Source organism: Bradyrhizobium symbiodeficiens (assembly GCF_002266465.3).
GTDB classification, from domain to species: domain Bacteria; phylum Pseudomonadota; class Alphaproteobacteria; order Rhizobiales; family Xanthobacteraceae; genus Bradyrhizobium; species Bradyrhizobium symbiodeficiens.
Window position 1 is genome coordinate 4785114 of sequence record NZ_CP029427.2, and the last position, 20161, is coordinate 4805274.

General features: G+C 64.9%; 20 protein-coding genes and 1 pseudogene. 9 read left to right on the plus strand and 12 right to left on the minus strand.

The window, feature by feature from the left end; translation table 11 throughout:
• Positions 1–46: 46 nt before the first annotated feature.
• The 9 genes and pseudogenes from CIT39_RS22540 to CIT39_RS22580 all read right to left on the minus strand — a co-directional run bounded on the left by CIT39_RS22540 (position 47) and on the right by CIT39_RS22580 (position 7505).
• Complete coding sequence (locus CIT39_RS22540) at positions 47–436, minus strand: DUF4189 domain-containing protein (protein ID WP_094972200.1); 390 nt, start codon at positions 434–436, stop codon at positions 47–49.
• 194 nt (positions 437–630) lie between these two features.
• A complete protein-coding gene (locus CIT39_RS22545) occupies positions 631–2235 on the minus strand; it encodes an NTP transferase domain-containing protein (RefSeq protein WP_094972201.1) in 1605 nt (534 codons plus the stop codon).
• The gene (locus CIT39_RS22550; RefSeq protein WP_094972202.1) at positions 2232–2933 is read right to left on the minus strand and encodes an XdhC family protein; all 702 of its coding nucleotides are present in this window, start codon (positions 2931–2933) and stop codon (positions 2232–2234) included. Before CIT39_RS22550 ends, CIT39_RS22545 begins: the two co-directional genes overlap by 4 nt.
• Positions 2934–2935: 2 nt before the next feature.
• Positions 2936–3259, minus strand: a complete 324-nt coding sequence (locus CIT39_RS22555) for an XdhC family protein (RefSeq protein WP_007602422.1) — start codon at positions 3257–3259, stop codon at positions 2936–2938.
• A gap of 10 nt (positions 3260–3269) precedes the next feature.
• A pseudogene (locus CIT39_RS22560) lies at positions 3270–4471 on the minus strand (vWA domain-containing protein).
• A gap of 144 nt (positions 4472–4615) precedes the next feature.
• Entirely contained in the window at positions 4616–5536 is a 921-nt protein-coding gene (locus CIT39_RS22565) for an AAA family ATPase (protein WP_094972204.1), read from the minus strand.
• Positions 5537–5598: 62 nt separating this feature from the next.
• On the minus strand, positions 5599–6405 hold the full coding sequence (locus tag CIT39_RS22570) for an FAD binding domain-containing protein (RefSeq protein ID WP_094972205.1): 807 nt from the start codon (positions 6403–6405) through the stop codon (positions 5599–5601).
• 33 nt (positions 6406–6438) lie between these two features.
• Entirely contained in the window at positions 6439–6924 is a 486-nt protein-coding gene (locus CIT39_RS22575; RefSeq protein ID WP_026201687.1) for a (2Fe-2S)-binding protein, read from the minus strand.
• A gap of 134 nt (positions 6925–7058) precedes the next feature.
• The gene (locus tag CIT39_RS22580; protein WP_094895595.1) at positions 7059–7505 is read right to left on the minus strand and encodes an SRPBCC family protein; all 447 of its coding nucleotides are present in this window, start codon (positions 7503–7505) and stop codon (positions 7059–7061) included.
• Positions 7506–7678: 173 nt separating this feature from the next.
• On the opposite strand from CIT39_RS22580, the gene CIT39_RS22585 reads away from it, so the two are divergent.
• The 3 genes from CIT39_RS22585 (at position 7679) to CIT39_RS22595 (ending at position 10329) form a co-directional block, all read left to right on the plus strand.
• Complete coding sequence (locus CIT39_RS22585; RefSeq protein ID WP_094972206.1) at positions 7679–9034, plus strand: 3-carboxy-cis,cis-muconate cycloisomerase; 1356 nt, start codon at positions 7679–7681, stop codon at positions 9032–9034.
• Between the two features lie 15 nt (positions 9035–9049).
• Positions 9050–9832 carry a 3-oxoadipate enol-lactonase gene (pcaD, locus tag CIT39_RS22590; protein ID WP_094972207.1) on the plus strand — a complete coding sequence of 261 codons (783 nt, stop codon included), beginning with the start codon at positions 9050–9052 and terminating at the stop codon, positions 9830–9832.
• A 104-nt stretch (positions 9833–9936) separates the two neighbouring features.
• Positions 9937–10329, plus strand: coding sequence for a carboxymuconolactone decarboxylase family protein (locus tag CIT39_RS22595; protein ID WP_094972208.1), 393 nt, complete (start codon positions 9937–9939; stop codon positions 10327–10329).
• Here CIT39_RS22595 and CIT39_RS22600 read toward each other — a convergent pair.
• A complete protein-coding gene (locus CIT39_RS22600; RefSeq protein ID WP_094972522.1) occupies positions 10291–10827 on the minus strand; it encodes a hypothetical protein in 537 nt (178 codons plus the stop codon). The two genes, CIT39_RS22595 and CIT39_RS22600, sit on opposite strands and share 39 nt — an antisense overlap.
• A 237-nt stretch (positions 10828–11064) precedes the next feature.
• On the minus strand, positions 11065–11226 hold the full coding sequence (locus CIT39_RS22605) for a hypothetical protein (protein ID WP_162848668.1): 162 nt from the start codon (positions 11224–11226) through the stop codon (positions 11065–11067).
• Between the two features lie 275 nt (positions 11227–11501).
• Here CIT39_RS22605 and CIT39_RS22610 point away from each other — a divergent pair, with 275 nt between their 5' ends.
• The 5 genes from CIT39_RS22610 to CIT39_RS22630 all read left to right on the plus strand — a co-directional run bounded on the left by CIT39_RS22610 (position 11502) and on the right by CIT39_RS22630 (position 16602).
• The gene (locus CIT39_RS22610) at positions 11502–12419 is read left to right on the plus strand and encodes an ABC transporter permease subunit (protein WP_094972210.1); all 918 of its coding nucleotides are present in this window, start codon (positions 11502–11504) and stop codon (positions 12417–12419) included.
• 11 nt (positions 12420–12430) lie between these two features.
• Positions 12431–13750 carry a high-affinity branched-chain amino acid ABC transporter permease LivM gene (gene livM, locus CIT39_RS22615; RefSeq protein WP_094972211.1) on the plus strand — a complete coding sequence of 440 codons (1320 nt, stop codon included), beginning with the start codon at positions 12431–12433 and terminating at the stop codon, positions 13748–13750.
• The gene (locus CIT39_RS22620) at positions 13747–14580 is read left to right on the plus strand and encodes an ABC transporter ATP-binding protein (RefSeq protein WP_094972212.1); all 834 of its coding nucleotides are present in this window, start codon (positions 13747–13749) and stop codon (positions 14578–14580) included. The genes livM and CIT39_RS22620 overlap by 4 nt, the downstream gene beginning before the upstream one ends.
• Positions 14577–15320 (plus strand): ABC transporter ATP-binding protein, encoded by a 744-nt coding sequence (locus tag CIT39_RS22625; protein ID WP_094972213.1) that lies wholly within the window; start codon positions 14577–14579, stop codon positions 15318–15320. The genes CIT39_RS22620 and CIT39_RS22625 overlap by 4 nt, the downstream gene beginning before the upstream one ends.
• Before the next feature lie 163 nt (positions 15321–15483).
• Entirely contained in the window at positions 15484–16602 is a 1119-nt protein-coding gene (locus CIT39_RS22630; RefSeq protein ID WP_094972214.1) for a branched-chain amino acid ABC transporter substrate-binding protein, read from the plus strand.
• A 77-nt stretch (positions 16603–16679) separates the two neighbouring features.
• Here CIT39_RS22630 and CIT39_RS22635 read toward each other — a convergent pair whose 3' ends face one another.
• Entirely contained in the window at positions 16680–17066 is a 387-nt protein-coding gene (locus CIT39_RS22635; RefSeq protein ID WP_094972215.1) for a response regulator, read from the minus strand.
• A 237-nt stretch (positions 17067–17303) separates the two neighbouring features.
• Here CIT39_RS22635 and CIT39_RS22640 point away from each other — a divergent pair, with 237 nt between their 5' ends.
• Positions 17304–20111 (plus strand): PAS domain S-box protein, encoded by a 2808-nt coding sequence (locus CIT39_RS22640; protein ID WP_094972216.1) that lies wholly within the window; start codon positions 17304–17306, stop codon positions 20109–20111.
• Positions 20112–20161 lie beyond the last annotated feature (50 nt).

The following is a 20161-nucleotide window of genomic DNA, read 5'->3' on the forward strand; positions in this document are numbered from 1 at the left end:
ACGCATCGCCCTGGAATGACGGCAAGAAGAATCAGCGCTCGAAAAATCAACCCTTGGCGTCGCAAGCCCAGGCGCGGATCACGCATTCCTTGCCGCCGTATTTGTAGCATTCGCGCGTGGCGGCGTTGAGCGAGGCAGAGATCTTCGGCTTGACCGCATAGCCATACGCGCCGCAGGGGTTGGCGAGATCGACCGACATCGCGGCGCAGGCGCGCTTCATCGTCACGGTCGTGCAATCGCCCTTGCACTGCTTCTGCGCCGCGGCACGCGCTTCGTGCTCATGGCCGTAATCAAAAGCCTGGCCATAAGCGCCGCACTTGCCGACTGCAATCGCGCCGGCGGCATGAGCTTCGGTGATGTAGCGGGCACCCGTGACGGCAACTGACAAGACAAAGCAAAACATCGCGCAACGGCGCGCGACGGCGTTCGAAGACATGGAAAATCCCCTCCCCCCAAGGCAGGTGGAGGAACTCTAGGCGGCGGTTATTTCCAGATGGTGAACGGGCGGTTGAAATCGGAGGATAGTAAGATGTCGTAAAGTGGATTAGCGAACCGTCATCCACCAACTTCGTTCCGCGATCGCTGAAGCGTGGTGGGTTACGCTTCGCTACCCCACCCTACAAGAGGTCACTATCCGCCTCGGGCCGCCTCCAGCGCCTGCGGCGTGTCGATGTCGAGGAAGGCGCTCTCGCCATCGACCGGCACTTCGGCCACGGCCTCGGCGTGCTTGGCGATCAGATGGCGCGCGCCGACGTCGCCGTCGAGCGTCATTAATTCCTTGAAGAAGCGGCGCGACCACAGCACGGGATTGCCGCGGCGGCCTTCACTCACGGGCACGACGATGAGATTGCCGCGATCCGGCGCAAAGCCGTCGATGAGACGGTCGATCAGGCCGGCATCGATCAGCGGCATGTCGCCCAGGCACACCACGGCGCCGTCGCAAGTTTCGGGGACGGCAGCGATGCCGGCCTTGACCGAGCTGGCGATCCCGCCGGCGAAATCCGGATTCTTGACAAACCGCACCTTCAGGCCTTGCAACGCCTGCTCGATCAGCTCTGTCTGATGGCCCGTGACCACGATCACCTCGGATGCTTTCGACGCCAGCGCCTGCTCGGTCGCGATCCGCACCAGCTTCTTGCCGTCGAGTTCGGCGAGCAGCTTGTTCGGTCCGCCCATCCGGGTCGAGCGTCCCGCCGCCAGCACGATGGCGGCGACGCGGCTATTGCCCTCGATCTCGGGCGTCGCGCGCGGCTGCGGACGCGTCACGATCTCCATCAGCAGGCCGCCGACGCCCATGCCCATCAGCTCGGACCGCGTCACCTCGATGCCGGCGAGGAGCCGCATCAAGACCCAGTCAAAACCGTTCTCGACCGGCGAGCGCGCGCAGCCCGGTGCGCCCAGCACCGGCGCGCCGCCCGCGCGCGCGATCAGCAGGAGATTACCGGGATCGACCGGCATGCCGAAATGCTCAATCTCGCCGCCGATCCCCGTGACGGCCGCGGGGATCACGTCACGACGATCGGCGATTGCGGACGCGCCGAACACGATGACGAGCTCGGCACCGAGGCCGAGCAATTCCTTGATCGCGGCCGACAGCGCCTGCTCCTCGTGCGGCACGCGCCGCTCGGCGATGATGCTGGCACCGGCCGGCGCGAGCCGCTCGGCGGTGACGCGCAGCGTCTTGTCGATCACTTTGGACGAGAGGCCCGGCAGCAGCGTCGAGACCACGCCGACGCGCTTGATCACGTAGGGCGCGATTTTCAGCACATCCGTGCCGGCCGCCTTCACCGCGGCATCGCGCAAACTGCCCTCGACGCCGAACGGGATGATCTTGACGGTGCCGACCATCTCACCCTCGACCACCGGTTTGTACGCGGTGAGCGTCGCAAAGGTGATGGCCTCGTCGATATTGTTGATGCGGTCGACCGCGGCGCGGTCGATCACCAGCACGCCCGGCTGTGCGGCAAACAGATTGGCGCGGCCGGTGAAGGCGCGCTCGACATGGATGCCCTCGCCGCCGACGGCCAGCGCGATGCTGGCGGCCGCAACGTCCTCGGAGACGTCGCCCGCCTCCATGCGCACCACGACGATGTCCTTGATGCCGGCGCGCTCCAGCGCCTCAACATCGGCGGCGCCGATCGTCGTCCCCTTCTTCAGCACCAGCGGTCCCTGGCGCAGCGTGTGGACGGTTACGCCGCCGATTGCATCCTTGGGACTCGCGGGGCCGAATTTCATGCCGCCTCTTCTTTTTCCTTAGGTGGCAGGCGGAGCACCGCGGTGATCTCCGCCATGATCGACACCGCGATCTCGGACGGGGAGACGGCGCCGATCGCGAGACCAATGGGCGCGTGAATGCGCGCGATGTCGCTTTCCTTGGCGCCCTGCGCCCGCAGCCGGTCGCCGCGCTTGGCGTGCGTCTTCCGCGAGCCGAGCGCGCCGATATAGAAGCAGCCGCGCTCGAAGGCGTGCAGCAGTGCCGGATCGTCGATCTTGGGATCGTGCGTCACCGCGACGAAGGCGGTGTAGGCATCGACATTGAGCGGCGGCAGCGCGGTGTCGGGCCATTCGGCAACGAGCGGAATGTCGGGAAAGCGCTCGGGGCTTGCAAACGCCGTGCGCGGATCGACCACGGTGACGTCGTAGCCGAGCGAGCGCGCCAGCGGCGCCAAGGCCTGGCTGATATGGACCGCGCCGACGATAACGAGCTTCGCGGTCGGCGCATAGACGTTGAGGAACAGCTTCTTGCCGCCGGCCTCGACACTGGCGCTCTTGCCCATGCGGAGCTGCTTGTCCAGTTCCGCGCGCAGCGGATCCTTGGCGAAATCAGCTGATTTCACCAGGCGCTGCTCGCCGCTCTCGGTGTCGGTCACCAGAATCACCGGCCGGCGCGCGGCCCGCTCGGCGTTCAGTTCGTGCAGGATTGCGAGCTTCACGGCTAACCCACTTTCTCGACGAAGACGCGGATGGTGCCGCCGCAGGACAGCCCGACATTCCAGGCGGTCTCGTCGGCGACGCCGAACTCCAGCATCCTCGGCTTGCCGCTCTGGATCACGTCCATGGCCTCGGTGACCACGGCGCCCTCGACGCAGCCGCCGGAGACCGAGCCCAGGAACGTGCCCTCGTCGTTGATGACGAGGCTGGAGCCCGCCGGGCGCGGCGCCGAGCCCCAGGTCTCCACCACGGTGGCGAGCGCGACGCCACGGCCAGCCTTCTGCCAGTCCTCCGCCGCCTTCAGAATGTCCTCGTCGCGATCGAGCATGGCCTACCTCTCAAGCTGCGGAACGGATCAGGTTGCGATGATGCGGCGGCAGCGGCCGCGAGAGCGTCGTAATCAGCTCCTGGATCGAACTCAAATTATGTACCGGGCGGAATTCGTCAACGTGCGGGAGCATCATTTTGATGCCCTGGGCCTTGGCCTCGAAGCCGCCGAACCGCAGCAGCGGGTTGAGCCAGATCAGCCGCCGGCATGACCGGTGCAGCCGGTCCATCTCGAAGGCAAGCTTGGAGTCCGCCTCCCGCTCCAGCCCGTCCGATATCAGCAGCACGATGGCGCCCTGGCTCAGCACGCGCCGTGCCCACAATTTGTTGAAGTTGTGCAGCGAGGCCGAGATCCGGGTGCCGCCGGCCCAGTCCTCGACCGAGGCCGAGCAGTTCGCCAACGCCTCGTCAGGATCGCGCTGGCGCAGCGCGCGCGTGACATTGGTCAGGCGGGTGCCGAACAGGAACACAGAGACGCGCTTGCGCGCATCGCCGACGGCATGGAGGAAATGCAGGAACAGGCGGGTGTACTCGCTCATCGAGCCCGAAATATCGAGCAGCGCCACGATCGGCGCCGGCTTCTCGATCCGGCCGAGGCGGTGGATGTCGACGATGTCTCCGCCGGTGCGCAGGGAGGCGCGCAGCGTGCGGCGCAGGTCGAGGCGCAGCCCGCGAGCATCAGGCCGGTGGCGGCGCGTCAGGAGTTCGGCCTGCGGCAGCCGCATCCGCTCGACGGCACGCAGCGCCTCGGCGATCTCCGCGGCGCTCATCTGTGCAAAATCCTTCTTCTGGAGGATTTCCCTGTCGGACACCGACAGGCGCAGATCCTGCTCCTGATGCTGCGGCGTCTCGGTCATGCGCGGCTGTGACATCGCCTCCTGCACGCGGCGGGAGCCGGCCTGCGGCTTCTTCTTGGCCTCGTCCGGCAGCGGCACCGAATCCAGCATGTGCTTCCATTCTTCCGAGGCACGGAAGAACAGGTTGAAGGCCTGCTTGAAGATCAGCGCATGCTCATGACGCTTGACGAAGATCGCCTCCAGCGTGGTGAAGACGTCGGCGCGGTTGCCGATGTCGATCACCTGCAGCGCACTCATGGCATCGATGACGGCGCCGGGACCGACCGGCATGCCGGCAGAGCGGAGCGCGCGGGCGAAGCCGACGATGTTGTCGGCGAATTGCTCGGTCTGCTCGGGGCAAGGTGGTTGATGGCCATGGTTCAACACTCTCGGTCGTCATTCCGGGGCACGCGAAGCGCGAACCCGGAATCCATTCGTCCACCGTCTCTGAAGCCCGATGGATTCTCAGGTGCGCAATTGCGCACCATAGCTCGCGCTGACGCGCGCCCCGGAATGACCGGCTAATCGCTCGTCGCTTCCTTCAGCACCTTCTGCAAGGTGTCGCCCTGCATGCGGGTGATGTCGTCCTGGTACTTGAGCAACGCGCCTAGCGTGTCGCCGACCACTTGCGGGGTCAGCGAGCGGGCATCGAGTTCGGACAGCGCTGTGGCCCAGTCGATGGTCTCGGCGACGCCCGGCGACTTGTAGAAGTCCTGGTTACGCAAAGCCTGGACAAAGCGAACGACCTGCTGCGACAGTTTGGCGGAGATGCCGGGCACGCGCGACTTGACGATCGCGAGCTCGCGCTCCGCGGCGGGATAATCGACCCAGTGATAAAGACAGCGCCGCTTCAGCGCGTCGTGAATCTCGCGGGTGCGGTTGGAGGTGATGATGACGATCGGCGGATGTGGCGCCTTGACGGTACCGAATTCGGGGATCGTGACCTGGAAGTCGCTGAGGATTTCGAGCAGATACGCCTCGAACGCCTCGTCGGCACGGTCGAGCTCGTCGATCAGCAGCACCGGCGGTCCCGCGACGTCGGGCTCGAGCGCCTGGAGCAGAGGCCGCTTGATCATGTAGCGGTCGGCGAAGATGTCGCTCGAGAGTTGATCGCGATCGGTGTCGCCGGCGGCCTCCGCCATCCGGATCGCGATCATCTGCGCGGCGCTATTCCACTCGTAGACCGCGGACGAGACGTCGAGACCCTCGTAGCATTGCAGGCGGATCAGCTTCCGCCCCAGCGCAGCGGACAAGACCTTGGCGATCTCGGTCTTGCCGACGCCGGCCTCGCCTTCCAGGAACAGCGGCCGGCCCATGCGCAGCGAGAGATACGTCACCGTCGCCAGCGACCGCTCCGCGAGGTAGCCGCGCGAGGTCAGGAGTTCGAGCATCGCGTCGACCGATGCCGGCAAGGCCCCGGAAGTATTGGCCGCTGAAGTCATGAAAAAGCCAGTCTCGCTATGCCCTCACCGGGGACAAGTTTGGGCCGAGGCGTGAGATCACCTCACTCCTTGGCGTTGGCAGCATCGACGGCGCGCCGCGTCAGCACGCCGATGAGATGCGCGCGGTATTCGGCGCTGCCGTGAATATCGCTGTTGAGGCCCTCGGCCGGCACCTCGATGCCGTCGAGCGCCTTCGCGGCGAAGCGCTTCTTCAGCGCTTCCTCGAACGCGGTGACGCGGAACACGCCTTCGGAGCCGGCGCCGGTGACGGCAACCCGCACGTCCGACGGACGCCGCGCCACGAACACGCCGACCAGCGCATAGCGCGAGGCCTGGTTGCGGAACTTGATGTAGGCGGCCTTCTTCGGCAGCGGGAACATCACCTTGGTGATGATCTCGTCGGCTTCGAGCGCCGTCGTGAACAGGCCCTGGAAATACTCTTCGGCCTTGAGGCGGCGCTTGTTGGTGACGATGGTCGCGCCCAGCGCCAGCACGGCAGCCGGATAGTCCGCGGTCGGGTCGTTGTTGGCGAGCGAGCCGCCGATCGTACCCTTGTGACGCACGGCCGGGTCCCCGATCTGGCTGGCGAGATTCGCAAGCGCCGGAATGGCTTCACCCACGATCGCGGAGCCTGCGACCTCGGCATGCTTGGCGGTGGCGCCGATCACCAGCGACCGGCCCTTCATCTCGATCGCGTTGAGCCCCTCGATATGGGAGAGGTCGACCAGATGCGGGGGGCTCGCGAGGCGCTGCTTCATCACGGGAATCAGCGTGTGGCCGCCGGCGATGATCTTGGCGTCTTCGTTCTTCACCAGGAGGTTGGCGGCCTGCCGCACGGTCCCGGGGCGATGATATTTGAATTCGTACATCTGAATGTCCTGATCGCGGGATCGTTGCGCGCTTTAGGCGAGATCTGATTTCGCCATCGCCTTGGCGCCGGCGGAGATCGAGGCGACGATGTTCTGGTAGCCGGTGCAGCGGCAGAGATTGCCTTCTAATTCTTCCCGGATCGTATGGTCGTCGAGCTCGTTGCCCTTGCGATGGACAATGTCGATCGCAGTCATGATCATGCCCGGCGTGCAGAAGCCGCACTGCAGGCCATGGTGCTCGCGGAAGGCCTCCTGCATCGGATGCAACGGCGCGCCGTCGGCGGCCAGCCCCTCGATCGTCTTGACCTCATGACCGTCTGCCATCACCGCCAGCGTGGTGCAGGACTTCACGGCCTTGCCGTCGACATGAACGACGCAGGCGCCGCACTGCGAAGTATCACAGCCGACATGGGTGCCGGTCAGGCGCAAATTCTCACGCAGGAACTGCACCAGGAGGGTGCGGGGATCGACGTTGGCCGTGACTGGATTGCCGTTCACGATGAGGGAGATTTTTGCCATAAGCACTCTCTATCAGCGCCCCGACGGGTCCCGTCGAAGCGGTTCTTATAATTATTCCAACCCATCATATGGGCCATTATGCCCCGGGGCAACATCACCCGAGGCGCAAGGCGCCATGCCGAAGGCGCTGACCTTCAGCCCTGTACCGCCTTGGCGAAGTTCGCGAAAAATTCGTCGGCGAGCTTTTTGGCGGCGCCGTTGATGAGACGCTGGCCGAGCTGCGCCAACTTGCCGCCGATCTGCGCCTCGACCTCGTAGGACAGCAGCGTGCCGCCGTCCTTCTCCGCCAGCTTGACCACCGCGCCACCCTTGGCGAAGCCGGCGACCCCGCCTTCGCCCTCCCCCGATATCCGATAGCCGTTCGGCGGATCGAGATCGGAAAGCGTGACCTTGCCCTTGAAGCGCGCCGAGACCGGGCCGACCTTCATTTTCGCCGTAGCGCGAAACCCGCCGTCCTCGGTCCTCTCGAGCTCCTCGCAGCCGGGGATGCAGGCCTTCAGCACCTCGGGATCGTTGAGCTTGGCCCACACGGCCTCGCGCGGCGCCGCAAGCTGGACTTCGCCGTTCATCGTCATGGCCATGAGGGTGCCTCCCGGATCGCGTAACTTATAATGCTGATCAAGTAACGCAGGGACGCGGCAAAGGAAAGGGTGGCGGCCGGTCAAGTGCAATGCATATTCGCAACTGCAAAAAGACGCGTGCGCCCGGTTGGGGATTGGCAGGGCCGGGCCATGGTGATTAGGTCGCGCGCAATATGAGCACTTCCCTCTCCCCCCTGCTCGCGCCGATGCTGTCGAGCGCCGTCATGCGCGCGGTCTGCGATGACCGCTCGACCCTGCAGAACATGCTCGATTTCGAGGCAGCCCTGGCACGCGCGGAGGCCGCCACGGACGTCATTCCGGCCTCTGCCGTCGGGTCCATCGAGGCCGCCTGCAAGGCCGATTCCTTTGACATGGCGGCACTGGCCGAGGCCGCGACGCGATCGGGCAATCTGGCGATTCCCCTGGTCAAGATGCTGACCGCCAATGTCGGCAAGGCCGACACCGAGGCCGCGCGCTACGTGCATTGGGGCGCAACCAGCCAGGACGTCATCGACACCGCCACCATGCTCACGCTTCGCGCCGGTCTCGACGCTCTGGACACCGACCTCAGCCGTGCCATCAAGGGCTTTGCCGCACTGGCACGAGCCCATCGCCACACTGCGATGGTGGCTCGGACCTGGCTCCAGCACGCATTGCCGATGCCCTTCGGCCTGAAAGCTGCCGAATATGCCGCAAGCCTCGCCCGCTCGCGCTGCCGCCTGCGGCGGATTCGCCGCGAGGGCCTCGCCTTGCAATTCGGCGGCGCTGCCGGCACGCTCGCGGCCCTCGGCGACAAGGGGCTGGCAGTAGCCGAACGGCTGGCGCAGGAGCTGAACCTGCCGCTGCCGGAAGCGCCATGGCATACCCATCGCGACCGGATCGCGGAGGCCGCCTCATGCCTCGCGATCCTCGCCGGCAGCTGCGGCAAGATCGCGCGCGACGTCTCGCTGATGATGCAGACCGACGTCGGCGAAGCGTTCGAGCCGGCAGGCGAAGGCCGCGGCGGCTCCTCGACCATGCCGCACAAGCGCAACCCGGTCGCCGCCGCAAGCGCGCTGGGCGCTGCCACGATGGCTCCGCAGCTTGCCGCGACGATATTTGCGGCCCAGGTGCAGGACCACGAGCGCAGCGCAGGCCCCTGGCATGCGGAATGGCCGACGCTGCCGCAATTGATGCTGGTTACCTCGGGGGCGCTGGCCGCCATCGTCGACATCGCAGAGGGCCTGGACGTCGACGCCGCGCGCATGCGCAGCAATCTCGATGCGACGCACGGGCTGATCATGGCGGAGGCGGTCACCTTCGCGCTGGCCGCCAAGATCGGCAAGAGCGACGCACATCATCTCATCGAGGCCGCCAGCAAGCGCGCGGTTGCCGAGAAGAAACATCTGCGCGAGGTGTTGTCGGCCGATTCGCAGGTCACGGCGCATCTTTCGCCAGAAAAAATTGCGGCATTGTTCGAGCCGATGGCCTATCAAGGGGCTTCCCAGGCCCTGATCGACCGGCTGCTCGACAGCCTTGAGCGCGAATAGATACGGAGACGCCGCATGCCCATGATCGATGCCGACGGATGCCTGCTCAACGTCTCCGTCGAGGGCCGCGACGGCGGGCCGACGCTGATGCTCTCCAATTCGCTCGGCTGCACGCTTCAGATGTGGGAGCCGCAGATGAAGGCGCTGACGCAGGTGTTCCGCGTCATCCGCTACGACCGCCGCGGCCACGGCAAGTCGAACGTTCCGCCCGGCCCCTACACGATGGAGCGCTTCGGCCGCGACGTGCTGGCGATCCTCGACGACCTCAACATCGAGAAGGTGCATTGGTGCGGCCTGTCGATGGGCGGCATGGTCGGGCAATGGCTGGGCGCCAACGCGCCGGAGCGCTTCGGCAAGCTCATCCTCGCCAATACCTCCTGTTACTATGCCGAACCGACCAAATGGCTGGAGCGCATCGACGCCGTGAAGAAGGGCGGCATCGCTGCGGTCGCCGATGCCGTGATCGCGGGATGGCTGACGCAGGATTTCCGTGACCGCGAGCCCGACATCACCGCGAGGATGAAATCGATGCTGCTCGCCTCCCCCGTCGAAGGCTACCTCGCCTGCTGCGAGGCGCTGTCGACGCTCGACCAGCGCGAGTTGCTTCCCAAGATCAAGAGTCCGACGCTGGTGATCGCCGGCCGTCACGACATGGCGACGCCGATCTCGGCGGGCGAGTTGATCCGCTCGAGGATTCCGGGCGCCAGCATGACCATCATCGACGCCGCGCATATTTCCAACGTCGAGCAGCCGCACGCGTTCACAGATGCGGTGGTGGGCTTCCTGACGCAGCGATAGCAGCCGTCATTGCGAGCGTAGCGAAGCAATCCAGAGATCTCTCCGCGGAGACATTCTGGATTGCTTCGTCGCTACGCTCCTCGCAACGACGGAGAGGAGGACGAATGGACGACCAAAAGCGCCGCGATGCCGGCATGAACGTACGCAGAAAAGTGTTGGGCAACGCCTGGGTCGACAAGTCGATCGCGAACCGCAATGCCTTCAACACCGACTTCCAGGACATGATCACGCGCTATGCCTGGGGCGAGATCTGGACCCGGCCGCATTTCGACGAGCGGACGCGGCGGGTGCTGGTGATCGGCACCATGGTCGCGCTCGGGCAATGGGACGAATTCCGCCTGCACGTGCGCGCGGCGCTCGCGGAGGGCGGCTTCACGCCCGACGACATCAAGGAGATCCTGCTGCAGCAGGCGATCTATTGCGGCGTGCCGGCGGCGAACCACGCCGTCAAGGAAGCCTCAGCGATTGTGCAGGAGCTCGGCCTGCTCCAGTCCTAGCGACGCAGGAATCTCGCCAGGCGTCTCGACGGTCTGCGGAGCCGCCTCGGGCCGCTCGATCAGGATCACAATGGCAGCACCGAGCAGCAGCAACAGCTCGGTGGCGTGCAGCCGGAGCGCGGCCATCTCGCCGACCTTCGAAGCCATCACCATGCTGGCAAACGAGATCAGGCTGCCGATCGCCAGGGCAATGCCGAGTGCCTCGTCGCTGCCGCCGGACTTGCGGGTCCGGGGGACGCAGAGCAGAGCGAGATAGATCGCAAAGAACGCCACCACGGTCAGCCGGCCCAGCGCAAGCAGCCACGCGGCGCGGACCGTTTCCATGCCCGCCATCTGGAGATGGTCGCTCAAATACAGCGCAACGGCGACGCTCGGCCGCTCGTAGAGGCCGTGCACCGGCGCGACGATGATGTTGAAGGCGACAAGGGTCCAGGCCGGAATGAAATAGGCCGCCAGCAGCGCGCCGTTGACCGAGCCGATCCGCCAATTCCTGAACATGCCGCTTCCCGCTTCGTCGATCACGCGCCTTCGCTGGGAAGGCTTTGCCGGGAGCTAACTCGCATCAGACTGTGGCGGCAATTTAAACCCTTTGTTTACCTTAACCGGCCTGTGGACCGCGCAGCCAGCGAAAAGGCCCCGCCTTTCGGGCGGGGCCTTCATCACTGCCCTTCGCTCTTGGGCTCCTAAAACTCTTGGTAAAGCTCCTCGGCTCCTAAAGCTCTTGGGCTCCCAAATCTACTTCTTGTCCTGGCTGTGCTGGCCACCCTGCTGCTGGCCAGGCTTGTCGCCCTGGCGCTGCGGATCCTGCTGCTGCTGGCCGGGTTTCTGGCCGCCGCCCTGCTGCTGATCGGGTTTCTGGCCTTGCTGGCCCGGATTCTGGTTCTGCTGGTTCGTCATGTCGGGAAACTCCCTTGTTGGACGTCAGAGGGGCGACAACCGCGCGCATCGATTTTGGTTGCTATGCGGAACCCGGTTCCTCGCACCTGCCGGAACCCCGATATGACGTCCGTAGCCAAATGAGTTCTGTACAAGCCCTCATGCCGAGGCTTGGCTAGTTGCAGCCGCCAGTTCCCTCCTGTTACAAAACCGGATGAATGCTCAAGGGCTGCCGGGGCCCGAGAACTCTTCAAAGAGCTCCCTTTGAGCCCGCGTCAGGTTTGGTACGGCAGCCCATGGATTATTTCGCCCAACAGCTCATCAACGGTCTCGTCCTAGGCTCCATCTACGGCCTGATCGCCATCGGCTACACGATGGTCTACGGCATCGTCGGCATGATCAACTTCGCCCATGGCGACGTCTTCATGATCGGCGGCTTCATCGCCCTGATCACCTTTCTGCTGCTGATCTCGACCGGCCTGACCGCGGTCCCGGTGATCCTGCTGATCGTGCTGCTGGTCTCGATGGCGATCACCGCGCTCTATGGCTGGACCATCGAGCGCATCGCCTACCGACCGCTTCGCCACTCCTTCCGCCTCGCCCCGATGCTGTCGGCGATCGGCATGTCCTTCGTGCTGACAAACTATTCGCAGGTGGCGCAGGGCGCGCGGGTCAAGCCGATCCCGCCCGTCATCACCGGCGGCTATACTTTGCACGAGAGCGCGGACGGCTTCGTGATCCAGCTCTCCAACATCCAGATCATCGTGGTCATCACCACCATCGTGCTCTTGGCGATCTTCACCTGGCTGGTGTCGCGCACCCGGCTCGGACGCGACATGCGCGCCTGCGAGCAGGACCAGACCATGGCGGCGCTGCTCGGCGTCGACGTCGACCGCACCATCTCGATGACCTTCGTGATTGGGGCGGCGCTCGCCGCGGTCGCGGGCCTGATGTACCTGCTCTATTACGGCCTCGTCGATTTCTTCATGGGCTTCGTCGCCGGCATCAAGGCGTTCACCGCTGCCGTGCTCGGCGGCATCGGCTCGCTGCCGGGCGCCATGCTCGGCGGCCTCGCGATCGGCCTGATCGAGACGTTGTGGTCGGCCTATTTCTCGGTCGAGTACAAGGACGTCGCCGCGTTCTCGATCCTGATCGTGGTGCTGATCTTCATGCCGACCGGCCTGCTCGGCCGTCCCGAAGTCGAAAAAGTCTAACGGTCGCACGCGTGACAGCTCCCACGACCAACCCGGCCAAACCTGCAACGAGCATCCCCGCTCTCCTGAAGACAGCCTTCGTCAACGCGCTGATCGCGCTGGTGCTGTTCTCGCTGATGATCGGCATCCGCACCGAGGCAGGCTCCTCCGGCCAGCTCACCTATTGGACCCGCTTCGGCGACCTCGCGTCTATCGTCGCCGCCGTGTTTGGCGGCTCGATCGTGATCGAGCTGCTCAGGCAATGGATCGGCCCGACCGGCGCCGAGAAGCTGGTGCCGCCGGCGGTGCAGAGCGGCATATCGTTCATCGGCCGCTACCTCGCGCCGGCGCTGCTGATCTTCACGCTGCTGGTGCCTGTCATCTTCTATAACCAGCGCTACATCCTCGACCTCGCGATCCTGGTGCTCACCTATGTCATGCTGGGGTGGGGATTGAACGTCGTGGTCGGGCTCGCCGGCCTGCTCGATCTCGGCTACGTCGCCTTCTATGCGGTCGGCGCCTATTCCTACGGACTGCTTGCCACCAATTTCGGCTGGTCGTTCTGGATCTGCCTGCCGCTCGCCGGCATCCTCGCGGCGTTCTGGGGCGTTCTGCTCGGCTTTCCCGTGCTGCGCCTGCGCGGCGACTATCTCGCCATCGTGACGCTCGCCTTCGGCGAGATCATCCGCCTCGTCATCATCAACTGGCAGGATCTCACCGGCGGGCCCAACGGCGTCTCCGGCATTCCCCGCCCCTCCTTCTTCGGCATCCCGCTCGACAACAGCGATGACGGGCTCGCCGCCAGGCTCGGCATCGAATATTCGCCGACGCACCGCATCGTCTTCCTGTTCTATCTGATCCTGGCGCTGGCGCTGCTCACCAACTGGGCAACGATCCGGCTGCGCCGGCTGCCGATCGGGCGAGCCTGGGAAGCTCTGCGCGAGGACGAGGTCGCCTGCCGCGCGCTCGGCATCAACACCACGACAACCAAGCTCACGGCGTTTGCGACGGGTGCGATGTTCGGCGGCTTTGCCGGCGCGTTCTTCGCCACCCGGCAAGGCTTCATCAGCCCGGAATCCTTCACCTTTCAGGAATCGGCGCTGGTGCTCGCCATCGTCGTCCTCGGCGGCATGGGCTCGCAGCTCGGCGTCGCGCTCTCCGCGCTCGCCATGATCGGCGGCTTCGAATTGTTCCGGAGCCTGGAAGGCTATCGCATGCTGGTGTTCGGCATGGCCATGGTGCTGATCATGATCTGGCGCCCGCGCGGCCTGATCGGCCATCGCGCGCCCACCGTGTATCTGACCAAGGCGAAAGCGATCTCCTCCGACCTCGTCAAGGAAGGGCACGGATGATCGGCGACAAGATTCTCAACGTCGACCGGCTCGCCATGCGCTTCGGCGGCATCGTTGCCGTGCAGGACCTTTCCTTCGCCGCCGAGCGGAAGAAGATCACCGCGCTGATCGGGCCGAACGGCGCCGGCAAGACCACCGTCTTCAACTGCATCACCGGATTCTACAAACCGAGCGGCGGCTCCATTCGCCTCACCCATGACGGCGGCAAGACGATCGCGCTGGAGCGGCTGAACGATTTCCGCATCGCCAAGCAGGCCAAGGTGGCCCGCACCTTCCAGAACATCCGGCTGTTTCCCGGAATGACCGCGCTGGAAAACCTGATGGTGGCGCAGCACAACGCCTTGATGCGCGCCTCCGGCTTCACCTTCCTCGGCCTGATCGGCGCCTCCGGATATCGCGACGCCGAAAAGCGTGCGATCGATCTCGCCACGGACTGGCTCAAGCGGGTCAATCTGCTCGACCGCGCCGACGATGCCGCCGGAAATTTCGCCTATGGCGACCAGCGCCGACTCGAGATCGCGCGCGCAATGTGCACGGAGCCCGCACTGCTATGCCTGGACGAGCCCGCCGCCGGCCTCAATGCGCGCGAGAGCGCGGCCTTGAGCGAGCTCCTGCTCTCGATCCGCGACGAGCTCGGCACCTCGATCCTCCTGATCGAGCATGACATGTCGGTGGTGATGGAGATCTCCGACCACATCGTGGTGATGGACCATGGCGTCAAGATCGCCGAAGGCACGCCGCGCGAGGTCCGCGACGATCCCAAGGTGATCGCCGCCTATCTCGGCGCCGACGAGGAAGAGGCGGCAGCCGTGATGGAGGGCGGCTCATGACCGCGGCACCGTCCCCTCTGCTCGCGATCCGGGGCCTGCGCGCCGCCTACGGCAAGATCGAGGCGCTGAAGGGCGTCGACGTCGAGATCAACTCCGGCGAGATCGTGGCGCTGATCGGCGCCAACGGCGCCGGCAAGTCGACGCTGATGATGACGATCTTCGGCAAGCCGCGCGCCCGTGCGGGGCAGATCCTGTATGAAGGCCGCGACATCACCGACGTCCCCACCCATGAGATCGCGCATTTGCGCATCGCGCAATCGCCGGAGGGCCGCCGCGTCTTCCCGCGCATGAGCGTGGCGGAGAACCTCCAGATGGGGGCGGATGCCACCGAATGCACCGAGGCCGAACGCGAGGCGACGCTGCAACGCGTCTTCACGCTGTTTCCGCGGCTGAAGGAACGTTACGCCCAGCGCGGCGGAACCCTGTCCGGCGGCGAGCAGCAGATGCTGGCGATCGGCCGCGCCTTGATGAGCCGTCCCCGCCTGCTCCTGCTCGACGAGCCCTCGCTTGGCCTGGCGCCGCTGATCGCGCGCCAGATCTTCGATGCGATCCGCACGCTGAACCGGCAGGACGGCCTGACCGTCCTGATCGTCGAGCAGAACGCCAACCACGCCCTCAAGCTCGCTCATCGCGGCTATGTCATGGTCAATGGCCTGATCACGCTGGCCGGTACCGGCGCCGAGTTGTTGCAGCGCCCCGAGATTCGCGCCGCCTACCTGGAAGGCGGCCGGCACGGCTGACCGGGCCGGCAAGTCCGACCTGCGTCCGGCCGAATGTGGCGAGATATCTCTCTCGATGCCCGTATTTTGCCGGTGACTTCTCAGTAGATTCATTCGAGAATGGCGTTGGTTTGGACCGGGCACGCCCGGCAACTTCCACAGGCGACCACCCGCGAGGTATCTCATGAAATCACTGAAGCTCATCGGTCTGGCATTCGGCGCATCGCTCGCGCTGTCGGGTGCGGCATTCGCGCAGGATGTCACCGTCGCAGTCGCAGGCCCGATGACCGGCGGCGAGTCCGCCTTCGGCCGCCAGATGAAGAACGGCGCCGAAATGGCCGTGGCCGATATCAATGCCGCCGGCGGCGTCAACGGCAAGAAGCTCGCGCTGTCGGTCGAGGACGATGCCTGCGACCCGAAACAGGCGCGCTCGATCGCCGAAAAGATCGCCGGCGCGAAGATCCCGTTCGTGGCCGGGCACTATTGCTCGTCTTCGTCGATCCCGGCTTCGGAAGCCTATGCCGACGGCAACGTGCTGCAGATCACGCCGGCCTCGACCAACCCGCTGTTCACCGAGCGCAAGCTCTGGAACGTGGCGCGCGTCTGCGGCCGTGACGATCAGCAAGGCCTGATCGCGGCGCAGTACATCGCCAAGAACTTCAAGGGCAAGAACATCGCGATCCTCAACGACAAGACCACCTATGGCAAGGGTCTGGCGGATGAGACCAAGAAGGCGCTCAACAAGGCCGGCGTCACCGAGAAGATGTACGAGTCCTACAACAAGGGCGACAAGGACTTCAACGCGATCGTCTCGCGCCTGAAGCGCGACAACATCGACCTCGTCTATGTCGGCGGCTATCATCAGGAGAGTGGCCTGATCCTGCGTCAGATGCGTGACCAGGGTCTCAAGACGATCCTGATGGCCGGCGACGCGCTCGCCGACAAGGAGTACGCCTCCATCACCGGCCCGGCGGGCGAAGGCACGCTGTTCACCTTCGGCCCCGACCCGCGCAACAAGCCGACCGCCAAGAAGATCGTCGACGCCTTCAAGGCCAAGAACATCGACCCCGAAGGCTACACGCTCTACACCTATGCGGCGATGCAGGTGTGGTCGCAGGCGGCCAAGAAGGCCGGCACCACCGACGCCAAGAAGGTGATGGAAGCGATGAAGGCCGGCAAGTGGGACACCGTGATCGGCCCGATCGAGTACGACGCCAAGGGCGACATCAAGCAGCTCGACTACGTCGTCTACAAGTGGGACGCCAAGGGCAGCTACGCCGAGATCAAGGGCAACGGCACTTAAGCCCGCTTCGGGCCTCGAGCCCGCATACGATCATCACCGCGCCCCGGCTTGTCCGGGGCGTTTCTTTTCGCGGCGGGTCAGATGGCCGCAGGCAGCTCGCCGCCAGCTGCGGCCTGGGCTTTCCGAAGCGCCTGCAGCAGATCGTTCGGCCGAAACGGTTTCTGCAGGCAGACCACGCTGGCGAGGTGGGGCGACTGCTCCATGAAATCCAGCGCCGTCATTCCGGACACCGCAATGACGGGAAGCCCCGGGGCGCGCTCGCGCAGGGTCGCGATGACGTCGACACCGCTGATGTCGCCAAGGAAGATATCGACGATCGCCGCGTCAAAGGAGCCTTCCGCGAAGGTTTTCAGCCCGGTCGCACCGCTGTCGGCCTCGGCAACCTCGTAATGATTGACCCGAAGCACGATCGCGACCATCGCGCGCACGTCCTTCTGGTCGTCGATGATGAGAATACGAGGCATGGGAATAACCCCTACGGATCGATCAAATCGTGTGATTCAAACCTGGAACCCGCCGCGGCGGGAGAGCATTATGACACCGCCCAGTAAAGCGCATCTTACCCGTTCCCCATTCCGCGTTCTCACAAAAATTAAGTAAGCTGTAACCTTCGGTTGAGTCGTCGCGGCAACAGTTCACGACACGCGCCCGGACCGGGCTACCGTAGGGGTCAAGGGACTGCCAAATCTTGGATTGCGGTGATGCTCAAGACGGGTCTGCATGAGATGAACGCGCCTGCGATCGACCGAAGCGCGTTTCTTTCAACGCTGCCGGCCACATCGACCGACCGGACCGCGGCATTATGGATCGTCGGCATCTCCTCGATCCTGTTCGCATTGGCAGTTCCGTTCGCGGGTATAAAGTTACCGCCCGTTCCGGCCTTCGTCGCGAGCTATCAATCAGCATTGGCGGTGTGCGACACCGTCACGGCCGTGCTGCTGCTGTCGCAGTTTTCGGTATTGCGGACCCGCGCCCTGCTGTGGCTGTCGAGCGGCTACCTGTTCACCGCTGCGGCAGCGCTGATTCATGCCCTCACCTTCCCCGGCCTGTTCGCACCGACCGGGCTGTTTGGCGCCGGCGCCCAGACCACAGTCTGGCTCTACATGATCTGGCACGGCGCCTTCCCGCTGCTCGTGCTGGGCTATGCCTGGCTCAAGGAAGAGGATGGCGGCCCCAGAATCCGTGGCGCGACAAGCAACGCGATCTACACCATCGTGCTCGGCGTCGTCGCGACCATGGGTGCCTTCACCTGGATCGTCACTGCCCAGCACGATCTGTTGCCGGTGCTGCTTCGCGACGGCCGTTACACACCGACCATGATCGGTGTCGTGTCCTTTGTGTGGTCGCTGAGCTTCGCCGCGATCGTTTCCCTGTGGTTCCGGCGTCCGCATTCGGTGATCGACGTCTGGCTCATGGTCGTGATGTGCGCATGGTTGTTCGACATCGCGTTGTCCGCAATCGTCAACGTCGCGCGGTTCGATCTCGGTTTCTACGCCGGCCGTCTCTATGGCCTCTGCGCGTCGAGCTTCGTGCTCGCGGTGCTGTTGATCGAGAACGTTCGTCTTCAGGCCCGGACGGTGGGTCTCGTCGGCAGGCTGCGCGAGCAATCGGCGTCAGATCGCGACTTCTACGGCAAGCGCCTCGCCCTGTATGGCGCCGTCGTCGAATCCTCGAACGACGCCATCATCACCCAGTCGCTCAACGGCGTCATCACCGGCTGGAATCGCGCCGCCGAGCACCTGTTCGGCTATTCCGCCGCAGAGGCCGTCGGCAAGTCGATCGACATCATCGTGCCGGAGGACCGCAAGCCGGAAGTCAGGAGCATTCTCAATCGTATCAGCAGCAACGAGTCGATTGCCCAGCACGAGACGGTCCGTCTCAGAAAGGATGGTCGCGCGCTCGACGTCGTCCTCAACGTCTCGCCACTTCGGGCGGAGAGCGGCGAGATCGTCGGCGCCTCCAAGATCGCCCACGACATCACCGAGGAGAAGCAATCCAGGGAAAAGCTTCGCCGCGAGATCGAGGAGCGCCAGCGCATCTTCGAGACCTCGCAGGACCTGATCCTGGTCACCGACGGTTTCGGCAATTTCATCCAGGTCAGCCCGAGCGTGAAGGATATTCTCGGATACAGCCCGGAAGAGATGATCGGGCACAGCGCGACCGAGTTCATTCACCCCGACGACCTCGATAGAACCCGGGAGGAGATGCGCGCGGCGCGGCGCGGCGCAGTCAAGCGCAGCTTCGAGGCGCGCTACTATCACTACGACGGTCACGAGGTCGCCCTGAACTGGATGGGCACCTGGTCCGAGCCGGTGAAACGTCACTTCTTCATCGGCCGGGATCTCACGGAGAAGCAGGCCGCCGAAGCCCAGTTCCGGCAGGTCCAGAAAATGGATTCCATCGGTCAGTTGACCGGGGGCGTCGCTCACGACTTCAACAACGTGCTGACCGTCATCACCGGCACGATCGGCATCTTGTCGGACGCGGTCGCCGATAGGCCCGAGCTGGCTGCGATCACCAAGCTGATCGACGACGCCGCCGAGCGCGGCGCGCAGCTGACCAAACACCTGCTTGCCTTCGCCCGCAAGCAGCCGCTCCAGCCCCGCGAGATCGACGTCAATGCGCTGGCCCTCGAAGCCGCCAAGCTGTTGCACCCCACCCTTGGCGAGCAGATCACCATCATGCCGCAGCTCACCGCGGATGCCTGGCCGGCGCTGGTCGACCCCGGCCAGCTTTCGACTGCGATCCTCAATCTCGCGCTGAACGCGCGTGACGCCATGCCCGAGGGCGGCACCCTGGTGCTGGAGACCCGCAACGTCTTCCTCGACGACGGCTATGCCAGCATGAATGCCGACATGGTCGCCGGCAGTTACGTGATGATCGCGGTCAGCGACACCGGCTCCGGAATCCCACCGGAGCTGATCGACCGGGTCTTCGACCCGTTCTTCACCACCAAGGAGGTCGGCAAGGGCACCGGACTCGGGCTCAGCATGGTGTTCGGATTCGTCAAGCAGTCCGGCGGCCACATCAAGATCTACAGCGAGGAAGGCCACGGCACGAGCGTCAAGATCTACCTGCCGCGCTCGAGCGGCGTGCAGGAGACCGATATCGAGGCTCTGCAGAACGTGCCCATCACCGGCGGCGACGAGAAGATCCTGATCGTCGAGGACGATGCGCTTGTGCGGCAATATGTGGTGACCCAGGTCAAGAGCCTCGGCTATACCGCGCTCGAGGCTGCCAACGGCGCCGAGGCCCTGACCATCATCGACAGCGACAAGACCATCGACCTGCTCTTCACCGACATCATCATGCCGGGCAACATGAACGGCCGCCAGCTTGCCGATGAAGCCGCCCGCCGCCGCCCCGACCTGAAGACGCTGTTCACCTCGGGCTACACCGAAAACGCGATCGTCCACCACGGCCGGCTCGATTCCGGCGTACTGCTGCTGGCAAAGCCCTACCGCAAGTCCGAGCTTGCCAAGATGCTCAGGACCGCGCTCGCCAGTTGAGCCTGCGTCCTCCCTGCGCTATCGCAGAGATCACCAACTGCACTCGACGA